Genomic DNA, 22,962 nt, shown 5'->3' with positions numbered 1-22,962 from the left:
CGGTTGCTCCGATCTGTTGCGCCCATCAATCCGCCGATCTGTATCTATCGGCCTGCCTGCCCTGCCGCTAGACTGGCGCGGTGCTGCCAGGCGGCCCGAGCGCCACTGGCTTTCCGATCCCTCATTTCTCCGCGCCCAGGCGGCGCGGCTGCCAACATGCTGAACATCCTGGGCAAGGCCTCTTCCATCAATGTCCGCAAAGTGCTGTGGACTTGCGCCGAACTGGACCTGCCGTTTGAACGTGAAGACTGGGGCGTGGGCTTTCGCCCGACGCAGGACCCGGCCTTCCTGGCCCTGAACCCGAACGCCATGGTGCCCGTGCTGCGCGACGGCGACTTCGTGCTGTGGGAATCGAACAGCATCATCCGCTACCTGGCCGGGCAATACGGCAAGACGGACGCGCTGTACCCCGCCGAGCCCAAACGCCGCGCCCGCGTCGACCAGTGGCTGGACTGGCAGGCGACCGACCTGAACCGATCGTGGACCTACGCCTTCCTGGGACGGGCGCGGCAATCGCCCGCCCACCAGGACCCGGCGGCCATCGCGGCATCGACCCGGGACTGGGCGCATTTCATGGGCATCCTGGAACAGCGCCTGCAAGCGACCGGCGCCTATGTGGCGGGGGATGATTTCACGCTGGCGGACATTGCGGTGGGCCTGTCGGTGAACCGGTGGTTCAGCACGCCGCTGGATAACGACAGACGGCCACCGCTACCCGCGGTGGCCGCCTATTACGACCGCCTGGCCGAACGTCCGGCTTATCTGCTGTACGGACGCAACGGCACGGCCTGAAGACCTTACTTCACCACGCCGCAGACCAGGCGCCCGCCTCCGCCGCCCAGCGGCTGGGGCGTATCGCTGTAGTTGTCGCCGCCCACGTGGATCATCAGCGCGTGCTTTTTCACGTCGGCCAGCTTCAGGTGCGGCGCCACCACGGCCTGCTTGGCCGTGCCGTTGGCGGCCACGACGATGAAGGGCAAGTCGCCCGTGTGGCCGTCGGTGGCTTCAGGGCCTTTGTGGGCCTTGGTGCCGTGCGGGTCCAGGTGGCCGCCGGCCGCGCCCCCGGGCGCCATCTGGCCGTTCACCATGCCGGGGTCGCACGAGCCTTTTTCGTGCACGTGAAAACCGTGTTCGCCGGGCGGCAGGCCCGTCAGGTTGGGGGTGAATTGCAGGCCGGCCTTGGTCTGCTTGATGGAGATGGTGCCGGCGCTTTTACCCACGCCGTCGGCCGTCAGGAACGACATCGCGACATTCTCGGCCTGGGCCGCGACGGAAGCGCCGGCGAGTGTCAGCGTTGCAACAAGTATCGAGATTTTCTTCATGGACTTGCCTCCTGGATCGTGCGCCGGTTGCCCGCCGCTGCGAAAGACAATAGCACCGGGGCGCGGCGCTTCGCCAGCAATCTTCATTCCTGATACATACGGGGTAACAGGCCGTTGCCGGCCGGCAAACGCCCAGGCCCTAACTGCCCACCAGCAGCACCCCGGCATGCAGCAGCACGCCGATCAGCCCGCCCACCAGCGTGCCGTTGAAGCGGATGTATTGCAGGTCGCGCCCCACGCTCAGTTCCAGTTCGTCGACCAGATGGCGCTCGTCCCACAGCTTGACGGTGCGCGAAATGTGTTCGGTGACGCCGATGCGCAGACGCCCGGTCAGGCGGCGCGCGGCGCCCAGCACATGGTTGTTGATGGCCTCGCGCAGATCCGGGTCTTCGCCCAGCTTGCGGGCCAGCGCCAGCAAGGCGCTTTCCAGGTGCGCCGCCAGGGCCGACTGTTCATCCGCCAGGTCGCGGCGCAGCGCGGCGTGGATGTCGTCCCACAGGCCCTGCACGTATTCCTGCACCTTGGGGTGGTCGATGGCGCGCTGCTTCAGGGCTTCGACCTGCTCGGCCAGCGCCGGGTCGGTGCGCAGGCGCTCGATGTAGTCCAGCACCCAGGCCTCGTAGTCGCGCCGCACCGGATGGCCGGGTTCGGACAGCACGTCGCGCAGTTCCTGCACCAGCGCGCGGGCCAGGCGGTCGGCCAGGTTGTCGGCAATGCCGTCGACCGAGGCGATGACGTCCACCGCCGAGATGATGCGCGGCCATTCCTTGCGGGCAAACTTCACCAGCAGCGCCGAGGCGCGTTCTTTCACGTCGTCGTCGCCCAGGTAGCCACCCAGGCGTTCCATTGCAGCGTCCAGCAGTTCCTGGTGGCGGCCGTCTCGGGTCAACAGTCCCAGCACCTCGCCCGCGGTGCCGGCGGCGTCCCAGCGGCGCAGGTTCTTCACCACGAATTCCTGGATCACGCCGCGCACGGCCTGGTCGTCCAGCAGGTCCAGCGTTTGCAGCGCCACGCGGCGCGCGCCGTCGCTCAGGGCATGCGCCTGCTTGGGGCGAGCCAGCCAGCGCGACAGGCGTGCGGCCGGGTCGAACACGCGCAGCTTTTCCATCAGCGTGTCCGGGTCCAGGAAATGGTCGCGCACGAACACCGCCAGGTTGTCGCCGATGCGGTCTTTGTTGCTGGGAATGATGGCGGTGTGCGGAATGGGCAGGCCCATGGGCCGGCGAAACAGCGCCACCACCGCGAACCAGTCGGCCAGCGCGCCCACCGTGGCGGCTTCGCAGAAGGCCCGCACCCAGGCCCACGCGCCCTGCCCGCCCATGACGTGGCTGGTGATGAATCCGCTGATCATCGCCACCAGCAGCGCCAGCGCGGCGATCTTCATGCGCCGCAACTGCGCGCGGCGAGCCTGCGAGGCCAGCGCGGAATGGGTCGCGGACGAGCGGGCGGACGATGGTGTTGCGGTCATGAGGTCTCCGGCGGGAACGCGAGGCCCAGCATACCAAGCCTGCCGGTCGGCGGGATCAATCGCCCGCCTCGGCCAATGCGCCGCGCAGCCAGGCGATGAAGGCGTCGGCGTGCGCCGTGCGCGTGCGGCCGGCGGCCGGCACCGCACGCAGGCCGCCGTCAAACGGCACGAAACCGTAGGGCGCCACCAATTGGCCCTCTTGCAGTTCACGCGCGATCAGGCGCCGTTCGACCAGCGCCACGCCCAGGCCGGACAACGCGGCCTCGATGCACAGGTGGGTGTGCGGAAACGCCAGTGTGTCGCCCTGGGCCGCCGGCTGGCCAGTGATGGCTTCCCACTGGTTCCAGGCGCTGGACGTGTATTCATGCGCGATGCGCACGCGCGACGCGGGCTTCTTGCGGGCATAGGCCGGGGTGCAGACCGCGCCAAAGCGCACCGGCGCCAAGGGCAGCGCCTGGCGCCGGTCGGCCTCGGCGTAGCCGGACAGGTCCCAGGCCAGGATCAGGTCGGCGCCTTCGTTGCGCATTTCACGCGCCGAGGTCATCGACAGGCGGATGCGGATGTCCGGGTGCTTGCGATAGAACACGGCCAGTTGCGGCACCAGCCAGCGCATGGCGAAGGTGGCGCTGCACGCCACGTGCAACCCCGGCGCCTGCGACTCGCGGGCCAGGCGCTCGTAGGCGTTTTCCAGCTGGTCGAACGCGGCCCGCACCGAGGCATAGAAGGTGGCACCGGCCTGGGTCAGGCGCAGGCCGGTGCCGTCTTTCTCGAACAGCGCCACGCCCGCGTGTTCCTGCAACAGGCGCAGGTGGCGGCTGATGGCGCCGTGGCTGCGGCACAGTTCTTCGGCGGCGCGCGTGACCGAGCCGCTGCGGGCAATGGCCTCGAAGGCGCGGACGGCGGATAGCGGGGGCAATTGGCGCATGGCGGGAGGGACGGTGGCAAGGTTGGGCGCAGGCAAAGCGCTACGGGATTCGCCCGCCTATTCGTCAAGAAAACTGACGGATAGGCAGAAAAACTGCATTGTCGGCGGCATGGCCTGTTTTTAGCATGGCGACATTGCAATTCGGGCCATTCAAAGCGTTCCGCCCGCCCATTCAAGCCATCACGCACGGCTTACGGTGGCGCGGCCAGCGCAACGGCCCGGCACGGCCCTACTTTCAATTAACTGACCTTTCCTTATCTGGAGCCCACGCCATGCACATCACCCACCTGACCGCCCACGAGGCGCTGGACAGCCGCGGCAACCCCACTGTTGAAGTCGACGTCCGCCTGGACGACGGCGCCCGCGGCCTGGCCCTGGTGCCGTCCGGCGCGTCCACCGGCCAGCGCGAAGCCCTGGAAAAGCGCGACGGCGACGCCGCCCGCTACCTGGGCAAGGGCGTGCTGGGCGCGGTCAACGCCGTCAATACCGAACTGCGCGCCGCGCTGCTGGGCCTGCGCGCCGACCAGCAGGCCGAGATCGACCAGACCCTAATCGCGCTGGACGGCACCGCCGACAAGAGCCGCCTGGGCGCCAACGCGCTGCTGGGCGTGTCGCTGGCGGTGGCGCACGCAGCGGCGGCCAGCCAGGGCCTGCCGCTATGGCGCCACGTGGGCGGCGTGCAGGCGCAGACGCTGCCCGTGCCCATGATCAACATCATCAACGGCGGCGCGCATGCCGACAACCCGCTGGATTTCCAGGAATTCATGATCCTGCCGGTGGGCGCGGACAGCTTTAGCGAAGCCCTGCGCATGGGCGCCGAGGTGTTCCACACGCTGCGCCACGCGCTCAAGGCGGCGGGCCACAGCGTCAACGTCGGCGACGAAGGCGGCTTTGCGCCCACGCTGCGCAACGCGCCCGAGGCGCTGGACTTCATCATGGCCTCCATCGAACAGGCGGGCCTGCGCCCCGGCGCCGACATCGCGCTGGCGCTGGACCCGGCCGCCAGTGAATTCCATGGCGCCGAAGGCTATCGCTACCACGGCGAGAACCTCCTGCGCAGCCCCGAACAGCAGGTGCACTACCTGGCCGGCCTGGTGCGTGACTACCCCATCGTGTCGATCGAGGACGGCATGGCCGAAACCGACGCCACCGGCTGGAAGGTGCTGGGCGCAACCTTGGGCAACACCTGCCAGCTGGTCGGCGACGACGTGTTCTGCACCAACCCCGAACTGTTCCAGGCGGGCATCGAACAAGGCATCGGCAACGCGATCCTGGTGAAGATCAACCAGATCGGCACCCTGAGCGAAACCTGGCGGGTGCTGGCGCTGGCGCGCCGCGCGGGCTATGGCGTGGTCATGTCGCACCGCTCGGGCGAAACCGAAGACACCACGATTGCCGACCTGGCGGTGGCGGCCAACTGCGGCATGATCAAGACCGGTTCGCTGTCGCGCGCCGACCGCACGGCCAAGTACAACCGCCTGCTGCGCATCGAGCGCGAACTGGGCGCGGCGGCCGTCTATGCCGGCGCCAGCGCGCTGGTGCGGCGCGCCTGATCCGACGGCAGGCGGCCGATCAGGCGCTTGAACATCGCGGCAAAGGCGCTGGCCGTGGCGTAACCGGTTTCGTGCGCCACCACACCCACCGGCGCGCCCTGCCCCAGCCGGCTGAGCGCCACCATCAGGCGCAGCCGGTGGCGCCAGGCGGTAAAGCCCATGCCCAGTTCGCGCACGAACAGCCGCGCCAGGGTGCGTTCGGACAGGCCCAGCCGGGCGGCCCAGGCGGCCAGGCCGTCGGCGTCGGCCGGATGGCGCAGCAGATGGTCGTGGATGCGCCGCAGACGGGCATCCGCCGGCCAGGGCATGTCCAGGTGCGCCAGGCCGCGCCAGTCGATCTCCTGCATCAGCAATCGGGCGATCAGGCCGTCCTTGCCGGCCTCGTCGTAGTCCATCGGCATGTCCACCGCCCGCAGCAGCAATTCGTGCAGCAGCGGCGACACGCCGGTCAGCGTGGGCCCGCGCCCGCCGCCCAGGCCCGGCGCGAGGTAAGCGGTGCGCAGCGACACCTTGCCGCGCATGCGGGTCTCGTGCACCACGCCGGCCGGCATCCACAGCGCCGTGCGCGGCGGCACCAGCCACAGGCTGCCCGCCGCGCGCACCTGCATCACGCCCTGCACGGCGTACATCAGCTGGTCGCGCGGATGCTGGTGCGGCCGGCTGTGATGGCCGTCGGGGTATTCCTTGGGCATGGCGCCCAGCGGGCGGTCCAGCCACTGGTAGTCGATCTGGTTGCTGCTTTTGGGCGCCGTCATCGCGCTGTCGTCCCGAGCCGCCGTCGGCTGTCCGAAACGGCGTAGTCATTGTCCGAGGCGCCGCCATCGCGGCCGGCGCCCGTTCCTAGAATGCGGATTTTGACATTGCCCGCGAGGAACGACGTGAAGAAATATATTCTGGTGCTGGACATCGACGGCACCCTGACCGACACCGTGGCGTTGCACCAACGCGCCTTCCTGGGGGCCATGCAGGCCCTGGCGTTGCCGGCGCTGGAGACGGACTGGGGCGCGTATCCGCATCACACCGACACCGGCATCCTGCGCCATGCGCTGGCCATGAACGGGCGGGCCGAGCCGTCGGCCGGGCAGTTGATGGCGTTCGAAGAAGATCTGGCGCGGCGCTTTCTGGATGAACTGGCGGCAGCGCCGACGCCGGCCGCGCCTACGCCGGCAGCGCCCATTCAGCCCATCCCGGGTGCTGCCGACTTCGTGCATGGCCTGGCGGATTCCGCCTGGGCCGTGGTGTTCGCCACCGGCGGCGTGCGCGCGGTCAGCGGCGTGAAGCTGCAGGCCGCAGGCATTCCGTTTTCGGACGCTGCCCTGTTCACCGCCAGCGAAGAACCGGCGCGCGATGCCCTTGTGGCCCGAGCCATTGCGCACGCGCACCGTGCCTATCCGCAGACGCGGGACGGCGTGGTGGTGTCGATGGGCGATGGCCTGTGGGACCTGAAAGTCGCGCAGCAGTTGGGCCTGCGGTTCCTGGGCGTGGGGTCGACGGCGCAAGCCCTGGCGGCGCGCGGCGCCCCCGTTTTGCCCGACCTGACGGGCGCCGCCGCGGCGCTGGCGGCGCTGTTGGCCGAACACGGTTGAAGGCGGTGAGCCTCAGGCCTCGCCCCGATCCCGGTACGCGATGGCGCACTGGATGGCGAACGCCAATACCAGCACCAGCGTGATGATCAGGGCGCCCGCCCCGGTGGCGATCGCGTCGAGCCAGCGCGTATGCAGCGCCGTGGTAAGCGAGCCGGTGGCAATGGCGGTGGACGCGGTCAGCAGCAACAGCAAGGCCGCAAACGGCCAGACCCGGCCGCGCAGCCAGCGGCGCGATTGGCCCAGCCCATAGCGGCCCGCCAGGGCGGCTTGCGGCAGGCTCAGCGACCAGGCGCCCAGCCGATGCATCACCGGCAGCCAGATCGCCAGCCACAAGAGCAGCATCAACGTCAGGAAGACCACGCTGGGCGTACCCGGCATCTTGAAATACAAGGCCACGCCCAGCGACGTGCTGAACGATTTCAGGCCGACGATCAGCGCGGCCACGCCGGTCAGCAGCGCCAGCACCCGCAGGTAGGCGCCATCGATGCGCAGCGCAGGCTTGGCCGGCGATTCGTTCAGGTAGTGCTGCCAGGCCACCACCAGCCGCGCCAGCGACAGCAGGCAGACGATGGCGGCCGCCAGCAGCCAGCGTTCACGCGGGCCGCCGATCTGGTCGAGCAGCAACGCGCCGGGCAGCGACATCACGAAAAGAATGAACGCCAGCGGTGCGGCGGCGAACATACCGGGAACCTGCCGGGTGAATTGGCGCAGCGTCTGGGCCAGCAGGCGGCGGCCGGTGAGCGGTTGCGGCACGGGGCGGCTCTCCTTGGGCGGGTCGAATCGGGGCCGGTCTGGCCGGGCGTCCCAGCGTTATACCAGAGCGCCGCAAGGGCTACGACAGCCCCCGGGGCGTTGCGGTGCCGTGGCTTCAATCGGTGAACAAGCGCGGCACCACCTGACCCAGCGTACTGATGTGTCCGTCCATTTTCTTGCCTTGCGGGTTGGCGATATTGGCCGCCCCTGCCGTGCGCAGGCGCAGCGTCAATGTGCGGCCGCCTTCATCCACGTTGAACTGCAGACCGAACACCCAGTCGACCCCCTCGGATCGGGCCATCAGCGTAAGCCAACCTTCTTGCGGTTCCTGCGACGTCTGCGCGTACAGCAGTTCACGCTGTTCCAGGGCGGCCGGCGCGGCGGCGGCAAAACGCTGCATCGCGGCGAGCACGGTCGGCGTATTGCCGGCCAGGGGCAACTGCACCAATTGCAGCGGCGGCACCAGCAAGCGATGGGAAAACAAGGTCGGCAACGCCAGGGTCGACCCGGGGCGGGCGCTCCAGCCGCCCGCCGCGTCGGACGGCGATCCAGGCTCGGCGGGCCCCGCAGCAGCCGGCGCGGGCGGCGGCGCGGCGGCGCTTCTTGTCGGGCCGGCGGCCGATGTACAGCCGCCCAGCAACACCACCACCAGGACCGGCCACAACCACCTGAGCAGCGGCCGGAACATGCCGCCGCCTTCGGCCTGGCGCAGCGCTAGGTTCTTGCAGCGCATGCTTTGCCCTCCGGCTTGTCATGGAATTTAAGGAATTCTTCCACGCGCGTGAACTGCGCTTTGGGCTTGTAGCAGGCGTTCAACCCCCGCAGCAGCAGGAATTCCTCTTCGCTGCCCAACGCATTGGCGAAGAACTCGTCGTTCAGTTTGTCCGAGATCAGGTTCAGCGTCTTGTCATCGCGATAACGCGCCAGGCGTTCGCCCAAGGTGTAGGCGGTCAACGCGGCTTCCAGACGGCTCTGCGCATCGCTGACCTGCTCGATCGAAGCCCCCGTCCCCACCTTGCTCAGCAGCGCCGTCAGGGCCACCGATTTCTCCAGCACGGACTTGGGCACGATGCTTTCAAAAGTGCCCACCGACACCAGCGCGGTCGGCACGTTCAGCGGCTTGTCGCCGTCCAGCGCCTGGTTGGTGCGGATGTTGTAGCGCAGCGGCTTTTCCCAGAACGCGCGCGGCCCGCCCACCGGCCGGCCCACCACCACGTACGTGCCCTGCTTGAGCAGCCCCAGGTCGGAACCGGCCGCCTGGTTGACCGCCGCCTGCGAATACAGCTGCACGCTGTAGTCCAGCACCATGCGGTTGCGCTGGTTGGCCAGCACCAGTTCGGCGGCGGTAAAGGCCACGCCCACCAGCGGCGACACCAGCGGATTGTTGGCCAGGCTGGCCGCGCCGCTGGCCACGCCCTGCGCCCGTTGCAGGGCGCGCAAGGTCTCGGCGTTGCGCTCGGTGGTGACGTCCATCACCCGCAGCCGGAACGACGGCGCCACGCGCTCGTCCCAGCGCTGCACGTAATAGACCAGCAGGTTCGAGAAATTCAAGGACTGGTCCGGCTGCACGCCGCGTTGATACCAGACCACGATGGACTGGTTGCTGCCGTCTTCCTTGGCCGCGATGTCCAGGATCACGGCGTAGTCCGCCGGCCCGTCGATGCCGGCAGTCTTGTTGCCGTTGGCGTCTCGAATGGCCGGGATGTCGACCGACCGCATCATGATCGACAGCGGCGCGTTGGCCTGCACCACGGTGGACTGCTCGTTGGCCGACACCGGCGTGCCGGCCAGTTCCAGCGTTCGTACGGACTCGGCGGGGTTGGCGGCCGGCTTCAGATAGAAGATTCGGTTATCCGCATAGATGGGCGTATGCACGGTATAGCTGTCGCCGATGCGGGGTTCGCCGCCCGCGCACCCGGCCAGCAGTCCGACCACCCCCAACATGCCCAGCCGCCACTTGCCGGCCAGCGCCCGGCGTAAGAACACGAAAGCCATACTTGCTCCGCAAGAAAAGGCCCGCAATGGATCGGAACGACGACGGGATTTTTATCATTATGTTTCTTTTTGTCAAACCTCGATAACCCGCGTCCGACCCCGTCCCTACTCGCCCGTGCCCAGCAGCCCCGGCCGCCCTTCATGCGCCGCCTGGGCGCGCTGCTGGATGAATTCGATCAGCATCGCGATGGCGCGCGGGTGATGCCGGTTGGGCATGTACAGCATGTACATGCCGCGCCCGAAGATGCTCAGGCGCCATTGCGGCAGCGCAGCCACCAGGTCGCCGCGCGCGACGTCGTCGTGCACCACGTAGTCCGGCACCACGCCCACCCCCAGGCCGGCCAGCATGGCATCGCGCAGGAAGGCGTAGTTGCGCGAGATGATGGTGGGTTCCAGCACCACGTGCTGGCGCGGCTGCCCGCCGTAGTAGGCCGACAGGCGCAGCGGTCGGCCGATGACGGCGGCGCTGATGACCGGCAGCCGGGTCAGGTCTTCGGGGCGCGCCGGCAGGCCGCGGGCGGCGGCGAAGTCGGGCGAGGCGCAGGCCACGTAACGCACCTGCCCCAGTTCGCGCGCCACCAGGTTCTGCGGCGGCTCGGACATGATCCGCACGGCGATGTCGACCTCGTCGCGCAGCAGGTCGTCGACGCTGTTCTCGAACAGCACGTCCAGCACGATGTCGGGATAGGTCTTCTTGAATTCCAGCAGCCATGGCGTCATGACGAACTGGCCGTAGCCGCTGGGCACGCTCAGGCGCACCTTGCCCTGCGGCGTCTTGCCCAGGCTTTCGACCGCTTCGCGCGCAGCCGCGAGTTCGTCCTGGATGCTGCGGCCATGCTGATACAGCTTCAGTCCTATTTCGGTGGGTTCGACGTGCCGCGTCGTGCGTCGCAGCAGCTGCATGCCGACGGCGCGCTCGAGCTGGGTCAGGTGGTAGCTGACGTTGGCGCGGGTCATTTTCAGGCGGCGCGCGGCCTCGCTGAGGTTGCCGGCGTCCAGGATCTCTACCAGCAGGGTCAGGGCTTTGGTGTCCATGTCGAATCTCCTCGACCGATTGTCAATTTTTTTTATCCTCAATGTCAATTATTGATGTCATTGTCAAGACTTCTTTACTGGGAAAGAATAAGCAACTACAAGACGGGCCGTCCCTGGCCCGCCAGGCGCCGTGACTGCGCCGCGTCCGCCCCCGGGGCGTGCCGACCTGCTTGAAAAGCCCTGCGCGATTCAAAGCTGGCGCACCCTGGCCAGGCCAGCGCGGGCGGTGAGCCCTACCGGAGACACTGTCCCATGACAGCCAGCGCAAACGCCGGCGCGGTGCACACGCGCCGCGACGGCGACATTCTTGTCGTCACCCTCGACCATCCCCCCGTCAATGCCCTCAGCTTCGCGGTACGCGGCGGCCTCGCAAGCGCCATCGACGAAGCCGAAGCCGACCCGCAAGTCCGGGCGGTGCTGCTGACCGGCGCGGGCAAGAATTTCATAGCCGGCGCCGACATCCGCGAATTCGGCAAGCCGCCCGTGCCGCCCAGCCTGCCCGACGTCTGCAACCGCATCGAAGCCTGCGCCAAGCCGGTGGTGGCGGTGTTGCAAGGCGCCGCGCTGGGCGGCGGCCTGGAAGTCGCGCTGGCCGCGCATTACCGGGTGGCGCTGGCCAGCGCCAAGCTGGGCTTGCCCGAGGTCACGCTGGGCCTGTTGCCCGGCGCCGGCGGCACCCAGCGCACGCCGCGCCTGATCGGCGCGCAGGCCGCGCTGGACCTGATGCTGTCGGGCAAGCCGCTGGCCGCGCAGGCGGCGCTGGCCGCCGGGCTGGTCGATGAACTGGCGCCGGGCACCGACCCGCTGGCCGCCGGCCTGGACTACACCCGCCGCCTGCTGGCGCAAGGCGCCCAGCCGCGCCGCAGCCGCGATGGCCGCGCCCTGGACGACAAGGCCGCCGCGCTGGCCGCCGTCAACGCCGCCAGCCAGCAGGTCGCGAGCACCGCCCGCGGCCTGTTCTCGCCCGCCAAGATCGTCGAGGCCGTGCGTGCCGCCATCGAGCAACCCTTCGACGAAGGCCTGCGCACCGAACGCGCCCTGTTCCTGCAATGCCTGGACAGCCCGCAACGCGCCGGCCTCATCCACGCCTTTTTCGCCGAACGCGACACCGCCAAGATTCTCGAACTGAAAGAAGCCAAGCCGCGCCCGCTGGACAGCGTGGGCGTGATCGGCGGCGGCACCATGGGCGCGGGCATCGTGGTGGCGCTGCTGGATGCCGGCCTGCCCACCGTCATGGTCGAACAGGACGACGCCGCGCTGGAACGCGGCCGCAAGCGCGTCGAACAGGTCTACGACCTGCTGGTGAAAAAAGGCCGCATGACGGCCGACGAACGCGGCGCGCGGCTGGCGCGCTTTACCGGCGCCACGAACTACGACGCCCTGGCCGGCGCCGACCTCATCATCGAAGCCGTGTTCGAGGACATGGACGTCAAGCTGGCCGTGTTCGCGCAACTGAACCGCGTGGCCAAGCCGGGCGCGGTGCTGGCCACCAACACGTCCTACCTGGATGTGGACCGCATCGCGCAGGGCACCACGCGCCCGGCCGACGTGCTGGGCCTGCACTTCTTTTCGCCGGCCAACATCATGAAGCTGCTGGAAGTGGTGGTGGGCCGCGAGACGGGCGCGGACACCGTCGCCACCGGCTTTGAACTGGCCCGCCGGCTGCGCAAGATTCCGGTGCGCGCGGGCGTGTGCGACGGCTTCATCGGCAACCGCATCCTGGCCGTGCACCGCCAGGCGGCCGACATGATGATGGAAGACGGCGCGTCCCCCTACGAGATCGATGCCGCCGTGCGCGAATTCGGCTACCCCATGGGTCCCTACCAGATGGCCGACCTGGCCGGCGGCGACATCGGCTGGGCCACGCGCAAGCGCCGCGCCGCCACGCGCGACCCGGCGCTGCGCTACGTGCAGATTCCCGACCGCCTGTGCGAACGCGGCTGGTTCGGCCAGAAGACCGGCCGCGGCTTCTATCTGTACCCCGATGGCGCGCGCACCGGCACACCCGACGCCGACGTGCTGGCCATCATCGATGCCGAACGCCTGCGCACAGGCATCACCCCGCGCGAGTTCAGCCACGAAGACATCCAGCGCCGCTACCTGGCCGCCATGATCAACGAGGCCGCCAACGTGCTGCACCAGGGCATTGCGCTGCGCCCGTCCGATATCGACATGGTGTTCCTGTCCGGCTACGGCTTTCCGCGCTATAGCGGCGGGCCGATGCACTACGCCGACCGCGTCGGCCTGGCCAACGTGCTGGCCGACATCCGCGCCTTCGCCAAGGAAGACCCGGCATTCTGGAAGCCGTCGCCGCTGCTGGTGCAGCTGGCCGAATCCGGCCGCAATTTCGCCAGCCTGAATTCCGCCGGCTGACGCCCCCCTATACCTATCCCTACCTGGACACCGACATGCGCGAAGCCGTTATCGTTTCCACCGCCCGCACGCCCATCACCAAGGCGCAGCGCGGCGAATTCAACCTGATCGCCGGCCCTACCCTGGCCGCCCACGCCGTGCGCGCCGCCGTCGAGCGCAGCGGCATCGACCCGGCCCTGATCGAAGACGCCATCCTGGGCTGCGGCTACCCCGAAGGCGCCACGGGCCGCAACATCGGCCGCCAGGCCGTCATCCGCGCCGGGCTGCCCGTCAGCATCGGGGGCGCCACCGTCAACCGCTATTGCGCCTCGGGCCTGCAGGCGATTGCGTCGGCGGCCGCGCGCATCGTCATGGACGGCGCGCCCGCCATGATCGCGGGCGGCGTCGAATGCGTCTCGCACATCCGCACCCGCGACGATGGCGTGAGCGGCATGGACCCCTGGATCGTCGCCAACAAGCCCGAGCTGTACTTGCCCATGATCGAGACCGCCGACATCGTCGCGGCCCGCTACGGCATCAGCCGCGAAGCGCAAGACCGCTTCGCCGCGCAAAGCCAGGCGCGCACCGAAGCGGCCCAGGCCGCCGGCCGCTATCGCGAGGAAATCATCGCCGTCACCACCACCATGGCGGTCACCGACCGCGCCACCGGCGCCGTGACCGAACGCGAAGTGACGATCGACAAAGACACCTGCAACCGCCCCGGCACCACCTACGAAGCCCTGGCCGCATTGGCTCCGGTGCGCGGCGCCGGCCAGTTCGTCACGGCCGGCAACGCCTCGCAGCTGTCCGACGGCGCCGCGGCCTGCGTGCTGATGGAAGCGGACGAAGCCAAGCGCGCCGGCATCCGGCCGCTGGGCGCCTTCCGCGGCCTGGCCGTGGCCGGCTGCGAGCCCGACGAAATGGGCATCGGCCCGGTCTACGCCGTGCCCAAGCTGCTGGCCCGTCATGGCCTGAAAGTCCAGGACATCGACCTGTGGGAACTGAACGAGGCCTTTGCCTCGCAGGCGCTGTACTGCCAGGAACGCCTGGGCATCCCCATGGACCGCCTGAACGTGGACGGCGGCTCGATCGCGCTGGGCCATCCATTCGGCGTCACCGGCGCCCGCCTGGCCGGCCACGTGCTGATCGAAGGCCGCCGCCGCGGCGCCCGCTACGCCGTCGTCACGATGTGCGTGGGCGGCGGCATGGGTGCGGCTGGCCTGTTTGAAATCTACTGAGGAAACGCGTCATGGATCTGGAATTCACCCCCGAAGAAAACGCCTTCCGCGATGAAGTGCGCGCCTTCCTGGCCGCCCACCTGCCCACGCGCCTGTCGGACAAGGTCATACAGGGCAAGCTCCTGGCGCGCGCCGACATGGTCGAGTGGCACGCCATCCTGAACCGCCAGGGCTGGCTGGCCAGCCATTGGCCCGTCGAGCACGGCGGCACCGGCTGGAGCACCACGCAGAAGTTCATCTTCGACAACGAATGCGCCCTGGCCGGCGCGCCGCGCATCGTGCCGTTCGGCCTGAGCATGCTGGGCCCGGTGCTGATCAAGTACGGCAACGAGGCCCAGAAGCGCCACTGGCTGCCGCGCATCCTGGATGGCACCGACTGGTGGTGCCAGGGCTATTCCGAACCCGGCGCGGGCTCGGACCTGGCCTCGGTCAAGACCACCGCCGTGCGCAGCGATGACGGCAGCCACTACATCGTCAATGGCCAGAAGACCTGGACCACCCTGGGCCAGTACGCCAACATGATCTTCTGCCTGGTGCGTACGTCCAGCGAAGGCCGGCGCCAGGAAGGCATCAGCTTTCTCCTGATCGACATGGCCAGCCCGGGCATCGAAGTGCGCCCCATCATCACGCTGGATGGCGAACATGAAGTCAACGAAGTGTTCTTTTCCGACGTGCGCGTGCCGGTCGAGAACCTGGTGGGCGAAGAGAACCGCGGTTGGACCTGCGCCAAGTACCTCTTGACCTACGAACGCACCAACATTGCCGGCGTGGGCCAGTCCACCGCCGCGCTCGAACGCCTGAAGGCGGTGGCGGCCAGCCAGAAGAAAAACGGCAAGCCCCTGGACCAGGACCCGGACTTTGCCGCCCGCCTGGCGCGGGTGGAAATCGAACTGGCCAACATGCGCACCACCAACCTGCGCGTGGTGGCGGCCGCAGCCGGCGGTGGCGCCCCCGGCGCGGAAAGCTCGATGCTGAAGATTCGCGGCACCCAGATCCGCCAGGAAATCACGGCGCTGAACCGCCGCGCCATGGGCCCCTACGCCCGCCCCTTCGTGCCCGAAGCGCTGCACGACGGCTACGACGCCGCGCCCATCGGCCCGGACGGCGCCGACAGCGCCGCGGCGCAGTACTTCAACAACCGCAAGCTGTCGATCTTCGGCGGCTCCAATGAAATCCAGAAGAACATCATCTCGAAGATGATCCTGGGACTGTAAAGGCCGGCCATGAACTTTGAACACACCGAAGACCGGCGCATGCTGTCCGACATGCTGCGCCGCTTTGTGGCGGAGCAATACGACTTCGCCACCCGCGAACGCAACGCCAGGCTGCCGCAGGGCTACAGCCCCGACTTCTGGCGCCGCTACGCCGAACTGGGCGCCATCGGCGCGCTGTTCGCCGAAGAGCACGGCGGCCTGGGCGGCGCGGGCTTTGACATCACGGTGGTATTCGAGGCGCTGGGCCGCGGCCTGGTGCTCGAACCCCTGCTGGACGCCCTGATGGTGGGCAGCGCCATCGCGCAGGCTGGCAACGCCGCGCAACGCGAGGCGCTGGACGGCCTGATCGCCGGCAGCATCACCGCCGCGCTGGCCGCGGCCGAACCGCAATCCGGCTACGCGCTGTCCGACGTGCGCACGCGCGCCGAACGCAGCGGCGACGGCTGGGTCCTGAACGGCGCCAAGGCCGTGGTGGCGGCGGGCGAGCATGCCGACCTGTTCCTCGTGTCGGCCCGCAGCGCCGGGGCCGACGACGACGAGGCCGGCATCAGCCTGTTCCTGGTCAGCGCCGGCACGCCGGGGCTGACGGCGCGCGGCTATGGCCTGATCGACGGCGGCCGCGCGGCCGAACTCACCTTCGACCAGGTCGCCCTGGGCCCGGACAGCCTGCTGGGCGAGGCCGGCGCGGGCTACGCCTTGCTGGAACACGCCACCGGTCGCGGCATGCTGGCGCTGTGCGCCGAAGCCGTCGGCGCCATGGACTGCGCCCGCGACGCCACCCTGGAATACCTGCGCACGCGGCGCCAGTTCGGCGTGCCCATCGGCAGCTTCCAGGCCCTGCAGCACCGCATGGCCGACGTCCTGCTCGAAATCGAGCAAGCGCGTTCGGCGGTCATCAACGCCGCCGCGGCGCTGGACCACCCCGACCGCGTCACCCGCGAACGCGCGCTGTCGGCCGCGAAATACACCATCGGCCGCATCGGCACGCTGGTGGCCGAAGAAAGCATCCAGCTGCACGGCGGCATCGGCATGACCTGGGAACTGCCGCTGGCGCACTACGCCAAGCGCCTGGTCATGATCGACCACCAGCTGGGCGACGAAGACCACCACCTGCGGCGCTACATCGCGCTGGGGCAGGCTTGAATGGCAAGGAGGCAACCATGACCCAGGCCTACGCTGCCCCGCCCATCGCCCGGCCCTTTTCGGCGCCGTTTCCAGTCAAGACCGCCGCCGACGTCGCACGCCTGGCGGCCCGGCCGCTGGCCGACACGCTGACGGTGCAAAGCACCTACGAGATCTTTCGCAACTCGGCCGCGGCCTTTGGCGCGCGCACGGCGCTCACCTTCCTGCGCAGCGCCGACCCGGACGACACGCCCATCCACTGGAGCTACAACGAACTGCTGGCCGGCATCCACCAGACCGCCAACCTGCTGCACAGCCTGGGCGTCGGCCCGCGCGACGCCGTGGGCGTGCTGTTGCCCGGCTGCCTGGAATATCACCTGGCGCTGTGGGGCACCGAGGCCGCGGGCATCGTGCAACCCCTGAATCCGCTGCTGACCGAAGACAAGCTGGTCTCGCTGTTGACCACCGCGGGGGCCAAGGTGCTGATCGCCTACGGCTCGGACGTCGAATGCGGCACCTGGTCCAAGGCGCTGCGGCTGGTCGAACGCGTGCCGTCCCTGAAGACGCTGCTGCGCGTAGCGCCGCACGACGAAGCGCCCGACCAGCGCCCCGCCCTGCCGGACTTCGCGCAGGACTTCAACGCGGCGCGGGCCGGGCAGCCGATGGACCGGCTGGTCAGCGAACGCGTCATCCGCGCCGAGGACGTGGCTGCGTACTTCCATACCGGCGGTACCACTGGCGCGCCCAAGCTGGCCGTCCACACCCACGCCAACCAGGTCTTCACCGCCTGGGCGGCCGTGCAGTTGCAGGGCGCGAAGCCGGGCGACGTAGTGATCAACGGCTACCCGCTGTTTCACGTGGCGGGCGTGCTGCCGGCGTCGCTGGCCGCGCTGTCGGCCGGCGTGCAGGTCGTGATCCCCACCCCGCTGCTGCTGCGCAACCGCGACGTGCTGCGCAACTACTGGCGGCTGGTCGAGCGCCACCGCGCCACCTCGTTGCAAGGCGTACCGACGATCCTGGCCGCGCTGGCAGAGATTCCGTTGGCAGGGGCCGACATTTCCTCGTTGCGTTCCTGCCGTACGGGGGCCGCACCCTTGCCGGCCGAACTGGCCGCGCGTTTCGAGCGGCTGTTCGGCCTGCCCGTCAATGAAAGCCTGGGCATGACCGAGACGGCCGGCATCACGTCCATCACGCCACCGGGGTCGCGCTTTCCAATCAATTGCGTGGGCTTTCCGCTGCCTTATGTGCAGGTGCGCATCGCCAGCCTGGACACGCCCGCAGGCCAGCCGGCACAAGACCTGCCGCCCGGGCAGCCAGGCATGCTGCTGCTCAAGGCACCGAACGTGATCCCGGGCTTTCTCGACCCCGAGGACACCGCCCGCGCCTTCACCGAAGACGGCTGGCTGATCAGCGGCGACCTGGGTTTTCTGGACGCCGAGGGCCGCCTGCACCTGCAAGGCCGCGCCAAGGACCTGATCATCCGCAGCGGCCACAACATCGACCCCAAGACCATCGAAGATGCGCTGGCCACGCACCCCGCGGTGCACATCTGCGCCGCCGTCGGCGCGCCCGACCCGTACGCCGGGGAACTGCCCATCGCCTTCGTCACGCTGGCCGAGGGCGCGGACGTGTCCGAGGCCGACCTGGTGGCCTATGCCGCCGCCCATGTCGACGAAGGTCCTGCGCGACCCAAGCGGGTCATCGTGCTGGAACACATGCCCATGACCAACGTGGGCAAGATCTACAAGCCCGATCTGCGCCGCCTGGCCACGGCGGTGTCGGTGCAGGCGGTGGTCGAGCGTGTGCTGCAAAGCGCCGGCCTGCCGCCGGACAGTGCTGTCTTGCGCGTGCTGGCCGACGCGCAACCTGACGTCGCCGTAGAAGTCGACGCAACCGCCCCCGCGCCGCTGAAGGAGCAGTTGCGCGAGGTGCTGGCCCGTTTGCCGGTCAAGGTCGCCGTGCACGGCTGACGACTGCCCCCCCATAAAAAACACTGGAGACAACCCCATCATGGTCCACCAACCCCTGCGCCGCACCTGCCTGGGCGCCCTGCTGCTGGCGCTGGGCGGCGCCCTGCTCGCGCCCGCCGTGTCGGCGCAAAGCGCCTTTCCCACCAAGCCCATCACCGTGATCGTGCCGTTCCCGGCCGGCGGGTCCACCGACCGCCACCTGCGCATCGTGGCGCAGGACGCGTCCAAGTACCTGGGCCAGACGGTCATCATCGAAAACCGCCCCGGCGCCGGCGGCACGCTGGGCCCGGCCACCATGTCGCGCACCGCCAAGCCCGACGGCTACACGGTCGCGCTGTACACGCTGGCCATGCTGCGCATGCCCTACATGCAGAAGACCACCTGGGACCCGATCAACGACTTCACCTTCATCATCGGGCTGTCGGGCTATACCTTTGGCGTCACGGTGCGCGCCGATTCGCCGTTCAAGACCTTCAACGAATACATCGAGGCCGCGCGCAAGAACCCGGGCAGCGTCGACTACGGCTCGACCGGCGTGGGGTCATCGCCCCACCTGTTGATGGAAGAGGTTGCCCTCAATGCCAAGGTCAAGCTGAATCACGTGCCCTACAAGGGCAACGCCGACATGCAGCAGGCGCTGCTGGGCGGCCACGTCATGGCGCAAAGCGACGGCACCGGCTGGGACCAGTTCGTGGACTCGGGCAAGATGCGCCTGTTGGTCACCTTCGGCGAAAAGCGCACCACCCGCTGGCCCGACGTGCCGACCGCGCTGGAACTGGGCTACAAGGTCAGTTCCACGTCGCCCTACGGCCTGGCCGGCCCCAAGGGGATGGACCCGGCGGTGGTCAAGGTGCTGCACGACGCCTTCAAGAAGGCCTTGCTCGATCCGGCCAGCCTGGACGTGATGAAGCAGCTGAACCAGGAACCCGTCTACCGCGACAGCGCGGACTACAAGGCGTGGGCCCAGGCCACCTACACCAAGGAAAAGGGCCTGATCGAGTATCTGGGGCTGATGGCGAAGGATTGACGCCGCCGCGCGCCGGGCGGCTTCGGCCCGGCGTGCGAGGGGGTCAAAGGCGGTGGGATCAAGGGCGGGGCTTGGCGTGCAGCCTGGCCCCGCCTTGTGCTTTTCAGAAGGCGCTTTTGTACGCGTACAGGCCTGGCGCGCCGCCCGTCATCACGAACAGCACGGCGGAATCGGGCGCATGGTGGCCGGCGCGCACGTCGGCCAACAGGCCCGCGAAGGCCTTGCCGGAATACACCGGGTCCAGCAGCAGCCCTTCGCTGCGCGCCAGCAGTTCCACCGCCTCGACCATGGCCGGGGTGGGCACGCCGTAGCCCGGGCCGCGCTGGCTGCCATCCACCACGATATCGGCCGGCGCAAGGGCTTCCGGCGCGGCTTGTTCTGCATCCGGCCCGGCCTGCAGCAGCGCCAGCGTAGCGGCCGTGAGATCCAGCGTCTTGGCGTGGGCCACCGACTGCTCGGCCAGCGTGGTGAACGATTGCACCGTGGTCGCCGGCTTGCCCGCCGCGATCATGCCCGCGGCCAGCCCGGCATGCGTGCCGGCGCTGCCGTTGGCCACGACCACGCGGGTGAATTCCACGCCGGATTCGCGCGACTGCGCCAGGATTTCCAGCGCGCAGGCCGCGTAGCCCAGCGCACCGATCGGCGTGGACCCGCCCAGCGGCGCCAGGTAGACGCGGCGGCCGGCCAGTTCCAGCGTGCGCACGCGTTCCAGCGCCGCGGCCATGGCATCGGCGCCGGCCGGCAGGTCATGCACCACCGCGCCCAGCAGGCGGTTCAGCAACATGTTGCCGTTTTCTTCGTAGTCGACATCGCTGCGCGGCACCACCCGGCCCAGCACCAGTTCGCAGGCCAGGCCGGCGCGGGCGGCGGCCGCCGCCGTCAGGCGCGCGTGGTTCGATTGCAGCCCGCCCACGGTCACGACCGTATCGGCCCCCATGCCGCGCGCTTCGCCCAGCAGGAATTCCAGCTTGCGCAGCTTGTTGCCGCCGCCGCCCAGCGACATGTGATCGTCGCGCTTGACGTACAGGCGCACGCCGTTGGCCGCCGCGCCCAGGGCCGCTTCCAGGCCGGCCAGGCGCTGGATCGGCGTGGAACCGTCCAGCAAGGCGTAACGGGGAAAGCGCTGCAGCGCAGCCGCAAGATCAATGGCCATGGACGGGTTCCGAAAAGCAGGGATGGAGGCGGGCCGGGAGATAGCCCGGAAGTCCGTGTGGCATCAATGCAAAGCACGCCGACAGACCCCAGCAGGATACGCCAAGACCGCTGCGCGATTCATCACGCCTGCCTGGCGGATTGTGCAGCGGCCGGCATGAATCGCAGCCCCGCCGCCTCAGGGCGGGGGCAATTCCCCTGCCGCCAGGCCGATCTGGTCAAAACAGATTTCCCGCGCGATGCGGGTGGCGGGGCTTTCGCTGCGGCCGCGCAGCGTGACGAAGGCGAAGTGCGCGGCAATGTCGAAGTCGGCCGGCGGCGGCACGCGCGCCAGCGCACCGTCCGCGATCTGCGCGGCCGCCGACGCCAGCACGCCCAGGAATACGGCGTCCGACTGCGCGGCGATATCCAGCAGGCAGGCAATGTCTTCGCTTTCCCGGTGCAGCGCAAAGCCGTCCGGCCTGGCCGCGGCGACGCGCCGGGCGATCTCGGGCGACAGGCCGGTGGACATCACCGGATACGCCAGCACCTGCGGCAGCGATGGCCGCGCGTCCTTGAGCAGCGGATGGCCGGGCCGGCAGACAAAGCCCGAGGCCAGCGCCGGCATGGGCGCCACGTCCAGGTCGGCGTCGTTGTCCAGCGTGCGCACATGCACCACCAGCGCATCCAGCGTGCGTTCGCGCAGGCTGACCAGCAGCGAATCGGTGGGCCCGCGCGACAGCTTGACCCGCAGCGCGGGGTGGGCGTGCAGCATGCGCCGCATCAGCGGCACGCTGAGCAAGGCGCTGGGCGCGGCGCCCAGGCCCAGCGCCACCGAGCCGGTCTGGCCTTGCGCCAGCATCTCGGCTTCGCGGCGAATCTCGTGCACCTCGGCCAGCACGCGCCGGGCGCGCTGCGCCACCTGCCGCCCCAGCGGCGTGGCCTCGTTGCGCTTGCCGATGCGGTCCACCAGCGGCGCGCCCAGCTCGGCTTCCAGCAACTGGATGCTGCGGCTGAAGGCCGGCTGCGACAGGTGCAGCGATTCGGCCGCGCGGGTGAAAGAGCCGGTTTCCAGCAGCGCCACCAAGTGGGCCAGTTGCGACAGGTTCATGAGCGGATCGCCTCGTCAGGTGGCAAGAAACCATGCCAATAACCATGCATAAAACGCATTGTAATCAGCCAATCAATCGATTGGACAGATGAAATGCAGGCTTCTAGCATTCTGGAAAACACAACGACACCCCAAGGGACCTTCATGAAAAAGCTGCTGTTTTCCGCTGTTGCCATCGTGGCCGCGCTGGGCGCGGGCGCTGCCTGGGCCGACGAATACCCCGCCCGCCCCGTCTCGCTGATGGTGCCCTACCCGGCCGGCGCCGCCAGCGACATCACCGCCCGCGCGCTGCAAGGCCCGATGGCCCAGGCGCTGGGCGGCCAGGTCATTGTCGAAAACCTGGGCGGGGCCAACGGCGCGCTGGGCGCCAACCGCGTGCTAAGCGCGCGGGCCGATGGCTATTACCTGTTCCAGGGGTCGCCCAACGAACTGATCCTGGCCGGTCTGACCAACAAGTCCGTCAGCTACAAGCCGGATGCGTTCCGGATGATCGCGCCGGTGGCGACTTCGCCCTACGTGGTGGTGACCCGCGCCGACCTGGGCGCGGCCAACGTCGACGAACTGGTGGCCATGGCGCGCCAGCGCAGCGTGCCGCTGACGTACGGATCGGGCGGCGCCGGGTCGATGATCCACCTCATCACCGAAGCCTTGTCGCGCCGCACCGGCATTGCGCTGACGCACATTCCGTACCGTGGCGGCGCGCCGCTGATCACCGACATGGCCGGCGGCCAGATCGACTTTGCCATCATGCCGTACCAGGCCAACTATGACGACCTGCGGCGCGAGGGCCGCCTGAAGATCATCGGCACGCTGAACCGCGAACGCCTGGCGGCGCTGCCCGACGTGCCCAGCGTGCAGGAAAGCGCCAGCCTGAAAGACTTCAACTACACCATCTGGACCGCCTACCTGGTCAAGCAGGGCACGCCCGACGCGGTGGCGCAGAAGCTGCATGCCGCCGTCACCGCGTCCCTGGCCGACCCCGCGGCCCGCAAGACGCTGCTGGCCCAGGGCAAGATCCTGTTCGATCCGCAGACCCCGGCCGACAGCGCCGCCTTCTATGCCGAACAGACCGCCGCCCTGACCGAACTGGTGCGCGCCAGCGGCTTCACGGCGGACTGAACCCCCGGCTGTTCCGCTTCCTGGCCCCGCGCGGCCGCCGC

Annotated in this window: 20 protein-coding genes; 10 read left to right on the top strand and 10 right to left on the bottom strand. The window is 69.0% G+C overall.

Going from position 1 to position 22,962, the window contains the following annotated elements:
* Positions 1-156 precede the first annotated feature (156 nt).
* Complete coding sequence (locus tag U858_RS0114790; protein ID WP_025137933.1) at positions 157-792, top strand: glutathione S-transferase family protein; 636 nt, start codon at positions 157-159, stop codon at positions 790-792.
* A gap of 5 nt (positions 793-797) precedes the next feature.
* Here U858_RS0114790 and sodC read toward each other — a convergent pair whose 3' ends face one another.
* From sodC to U858_RS0114775, 3 genes are all read right to left on the bottom strand, one after another.
* Positions 798-1,322 carry a superoxide dismutase family protein gene (gene sodC / locus U858_RS0114785; protein ID WP_025137932.1) on the bottom strand — a complete coding sequence of 175 codons (525 nt, stop codon included), beginning with the start codon at positions 1,320-1,322 and terminating at the stop codon, positions 798-800.
* A 139-nt stretch (positions 1,323-1,461) separates the two neighbouring features.
* The gene (locus U858_RS0114780) at positions 1,462-2,706 is read right to left on the bottom strand and encodes a DUF445 domain-containing protein (RefSeq protein ID WP_115596971.1); all 1,245 of its coding nucleotides are present in this window, start codon (positions 2,704-2,706) and stop codon (positions 1,462-1,464) included.
* Between the two features lie 139 nt (positions 2,707-2,845).
* A complete protein-coding gene (locus U858_RS0114775) occupies positions 2,846-3,715 on the bottom strand; it encodes a LysR substrate-binding domain-containing protein (RefSeq protein ID WP_025137930.1) in 870 nt (289 codons plus the stop codon).
* Positions 3,716-3,987: 272 nt separating this feature from the next.
* Here U858_RS0114775 and eno point away from each other — a divergent pair, with 272 nt between their 5' ends.
* On the top strand, positions 3,988-5,268 hold the full coding sequence (gene eno, locus U858_RS0114770) for a phosphopyruvate hydratase (RefSeq protein WP_025137929.1): 1,281 nt from the start codon (positions 3,988-3,990) through the stop codon (positions 5,266-5,268).
* Here eno and U858_RS0114765 read toward each other — a convergent pair.
* Positions 5,232-6,023, bottom strand: a complete 792-nt coding sequence (locus U858_RS0114765) for a helix-turn-helix domain-containing protein (RefSeq protein ID WP_025137928.1) — start codon at positions 6,021-6,023, stop codon at positions 5,232-5,234. The two genes, eno and U858_RS0114765, sit on opposite strands and share 37 nt — an antisense overlap.
* A 123-nt stretch (positions 6,024-6,146) precedes the next feature.
* Here U858_RS0114765 and U858_RS0114760 point away from each other — a divergent pair, with 123 nt between their 5' ends.
* The gene (locus U858_RS0114760) at positions 6,147-6,854 is read left to right on the top strand and encodes an HAD family hydrolase (RefSeq protein WP_025137927.1); all 708 of its coding nucleotides are present in this window, start codon (positions 6,147-6,149) and stop codon (positions 6,852-6,854) included.
* A gap of 12 nt (positions 6,855-6,866) precedes the next feature.
* On the opposite strand, the gene U858_RS0114755 is transcribed toward U858_RS0114760, so the two are convergent.
* The 4 genes from U858_RS0114755 to U858_RS0114740 all read right to left on the bottom strand — a co-directional run bounded on the left by U858_RS0114755 (position 6,867) and on the right by U858_RS0114740 (position 10,637).
* A complete protein-coding gene (locus U858_RS0114755) occupies positions 6,867-7,607 on the bottom strand; it encodes a hypothetical protein (protein WP_025137926.1) in 741 nt (246 codons plus the stop codon).
* 115 nt (positions 7,608-7,722) lie between these two features.
* Positions 7,723-8,340, bottom strand: a complete 618-nt coding sequence (locus U858_RS0114750; protein ID WP_025137925.1) for a hypothetical protein — start codon at positions 8,338-8,340, stop codon at positions 7,723-7,725.
* Entirely contained in the window at positions 8,322-9,602 is a 1,281-nt protein-coding gene (locus U858_RS0114745) for a hypothetical protein (protein ID WP_025137924.1), read from the bottom strand. Before U858_RS0114745 ends, U858_RS0114750 begins: the two co-directional genes overlap by 19 nt.
* Before the next feature lie 105 nt (positions 9,603-9,707).
* The gene (locus tag U858_RS0114740) at positions 9,708-10,637 is read right to left on the bottom strand and encodes a LysR family transcriptional regulator (protein WP_025137923.1); all 930 of its coding nucleotides are present in this window, start codon (positions 10,635-10,637) and stop codon (positions 9,708-9,710) included.
* A 252-nt stretch (positions 10,638-10,889) separates the two neighbouring features.
* On the opposite strand from U858_RS0114740, the gene U858_RS0114735 reads away from it, so the two are divergent.
* The 6 genes from U858_RS0114735 to U858_RS0114710 are packed head-to-tail and all read left to right on the top strand — an operon-like array spanning position 10,890 to position 19,560.
* Positions 10,890-13,010, top strand: a complete 2,121-nt coding sequence (locus tag U858_RS0114735; protein ID WP_025137922.1) for a 3-hydroxyacyl-CoA dehydrogenase NAD-binding domain-containing protein — start codon at positions 10,890-10,892, stop codon at positions 13,008-13,010.
* Between the two features lie 35 nt (positions 13,011-13,045).
* On the top strand, positions 13,046-14,227 hold the full coding sequence (locus U858_RS0114730; protein WP_025137921.1) for an acetyl-CoA C-acyltransferase: 1,182 nt from the start codon (positions 13,046-13,048) through the stop codon (positions 14,225-14,227).
* A gap of 11 nt (positions 14,228-14,238) precedes the next feature.
* Positions 14,239-15,441 (top strand): acyl-CoA dehydrogenase family protein, encoded by a 1,203-nt coding sequence (locus U858_RS0114725; protein WP_025137920.1) that lies wholly within the window; start codon positions 14,239-14,241, stop codon positions 15,439-15,441.
* Between the two features lie 9 nt (positions 15,442-15,450).
* A complete protein-coding gene (locus U858_RS0114720; RefSeq protein WP_025137919.1) occupies positions 15,451-16,584 on the top strand; it encodes an acyl-CoA dehydrogenase family protein in 1,134 nt (377 codons plus the stop codon).
* Between the two features lie 17 nt (positions 16,585-16,601).
* Entirely contained in the window at positions 16,602-18,533 is a 1,932-nt protein-coding gene (locus U858_RS0114715) for an acyl-CoA synthetase (protein ID WP_025137918.1), read from the top strand.
* 40 nt (positions 18,534-18,573) lie between these two features.
* Positions 18,574-19,560 carry a tripartite tricarboxylate transporter substrate binding protein gene (locus tag U858_RS0114710; protein ID WP_025137917.1) on the top strand — a complete coding sequence of 329 codons (987 nt, stop codon included), beginning with the start codon at positions 18,574-18,576 and terminating at the stop codon, positions 19,558-19,560.
* Between the two features lie 103 nt (positions 19,561-19,663).
* Here the strand turns inward: U858_RS0114710 and U858_RS0114705 are convergent, their stop codons facing one another.
* Together U858_RS0114705 and U858_RS0114700 are read right to left on the bottom strand one after the other, a co-directional pair.
* Complete coding sequence (locus U858_RS0114705; RefSeq protein ID WP_025137916.1) at positions 19,664-20,713, bottom strand: D-cysteine desulfhydrase family protein; 1,050 nt, start codon at positions 20,711-20,713, stop codon at positions 19,664-19,666.
* Positions 20,714-20,890: 177 nt separating this feature from the next.
* Positions 20,891-21,802, bottom strand: a complete 912-nt coding sequence (locus tag U858_RS0114700) for a LysR family transcriptional regulator (RefSeq protein WP_025137915.1) — start codon at positions 21,800-21,802, stop codon at positions 20,891-20,893.
* Positions 21,803-21,946: 144 nt separating this feature from the next.
* Here U858_RS0114700 and U858_RS0114695 point away from each other — a divergent pair, with 144 nt between their 5' ends.
* Complete coding sequence (locus tag U858_RS0114695; RefSeq protein WP_025137914.1) at positions 21,947-22,921, top strand: tripartite tricarboxylate transporter substrate binding protein; 975 nt, start codon at positions 21,947-21,949, stop codon at positions 22,919-22,921.
* Positions 22,922-22,962 lie beyond the last annotated feature (41 nt).

Origin of the sequence: Achromobacter sp. DH1f (assembly GCF_000633435.1) — a bacterium.
GTDB lineage: Bacteria > Pseudomonadota > Gammaproteobacteria > Burkholderiales > Burkholderiaceae_B > Achromobacter > Achromobacter deleyi.
Note: the sequence above shows the minus strand (reverse complement) of the source record. Positions and strands in the feature narration are given on the sequence as shown.

Bases quoted from the DNA above. Each gene is read 5' to 3' on its own strand.
- U858_RS0114790 (WP_025137933.1), top strand. From the start codon at position 157: ATGCTGAACATCCTGGGCAAGGCCTCTTCCATCAATGTCCGCAAAGTG.
- sodC (WP_025137932.1), bottom strand. From the start codon at position 1,322: ATGAAGAAAATCTCGATACTTGTTGCAACGCTGACACTCGCCGGCGCT.
- U858_RS0114780 (WP_115596971.1), bottom strand. From the start codon at position 2,706: ATGAAGATCGCCGCGCTGGCGCTGCTGGTGGCGATGATCAGCGGATTC.
- U858_RS0114775 (WP_025137930.1), bottom strand. From the start codon at position 3,715: ATGCGCCAATTGCCCCCGCTATCCGCCGTCCGCGCCTTCGAGGCCATT.
- eno (WP_025137929.1), top strand. From the start codon at position 3,988: ATGCACATCACCCACCTGACCGCCCACGAGGCGCTGGACAGCCGCGGC.
- U858_RS0114765 (WP_025137928.1), bottom strand. From the start codon at position 6,023: ATGACGGCGCCCAAAAGCAGCAACCAGATCGACTACCAGTGGCTGGAC.
- U858_RS0114750 (WP_025137925.1), bottom strand. From the start codon at position 8,340: ATGCGCTGCAAGAACCTAGCGCTGCGCCAGGCCGAAGGCGGCGGCATG.
- U858_RS0114745 (WP_025137924.1), bottom strand. From the start codon at position 9,602: ATGGCTTTCGTGTTCTTACGCCGGGCGCTGGCCGGCAAGTGGCGGCTG.
- U858_RS0114740 (WP_025137923.1), bottom strand. From the start codon at position 10,637: ATGGACACCAAAGCCCTGACCCTGCTGGTAGAGATCCTGGACGCCGGC.
- U858_RS0114735 (WP_025137922.1), top strand. From the start codon at position 10,890: ATGACAGCCAGCGCAAACGCCGGCGCGGTGCACACGCGCCGCGACGGC.
- U858_RS0114730 (WP_025137921.1), top strand. From the start codon at position 13,046: ATGCGCGAAGCCGTTATCGTTTCCACCGCCCGCACGCCCATCACCAAG.
- U858_RS0114725 (WP_025137920.1), top strand. From the start codon at position 14,239: ATGGATCTGGAATTCACCCCCGAAGAAAACGCCTTCCGCGATGAAGTG.
- U858_RS0114720 (WP_025137919.1), top strand. From the start codon at position 15,451: ATGAACTTTGAACACACCGAAGACCGGCGCATGCTGTCCGACATGCTG.
- U858_RS0114715 (WP_025137918.1), top strand. From the start codon at position 16,602: ATGACCCAGGCCTACGCTGCCCCGCCCATCGCCCGGCCCTTTTCGGCG.
- U858_RS0114710 (WP_025137917.1), top strand. From the start codon at position 18,574: ATGGTCCACCAACCCCTGCGCCGCACCTGCCTGGGCGCCCTGCTGCTG.
- U858_RS0114705 (WP_025137916.1), bottom strand. From the start codon at position 20,713: ATGGCCATTGATCTTGCGGCTGCGCTGCAGCGCTTTCCCCGTTACGCC.
- U858_RS0114700 (WP_025137915.1), bottom strand. From the start codon at position 21,802: ATGAACCTGTCGCAACTGGCCCACTTGGTGGCGCTGCTGGAAACCGGC.
- U858_RS0114695 (WP_025137914.1), top strand. From the start codon at position 21,947: ATGAAAAAGCTGCTGTTTTCCGCTGTTGCCATCGTGGCCGCGCTGGGC.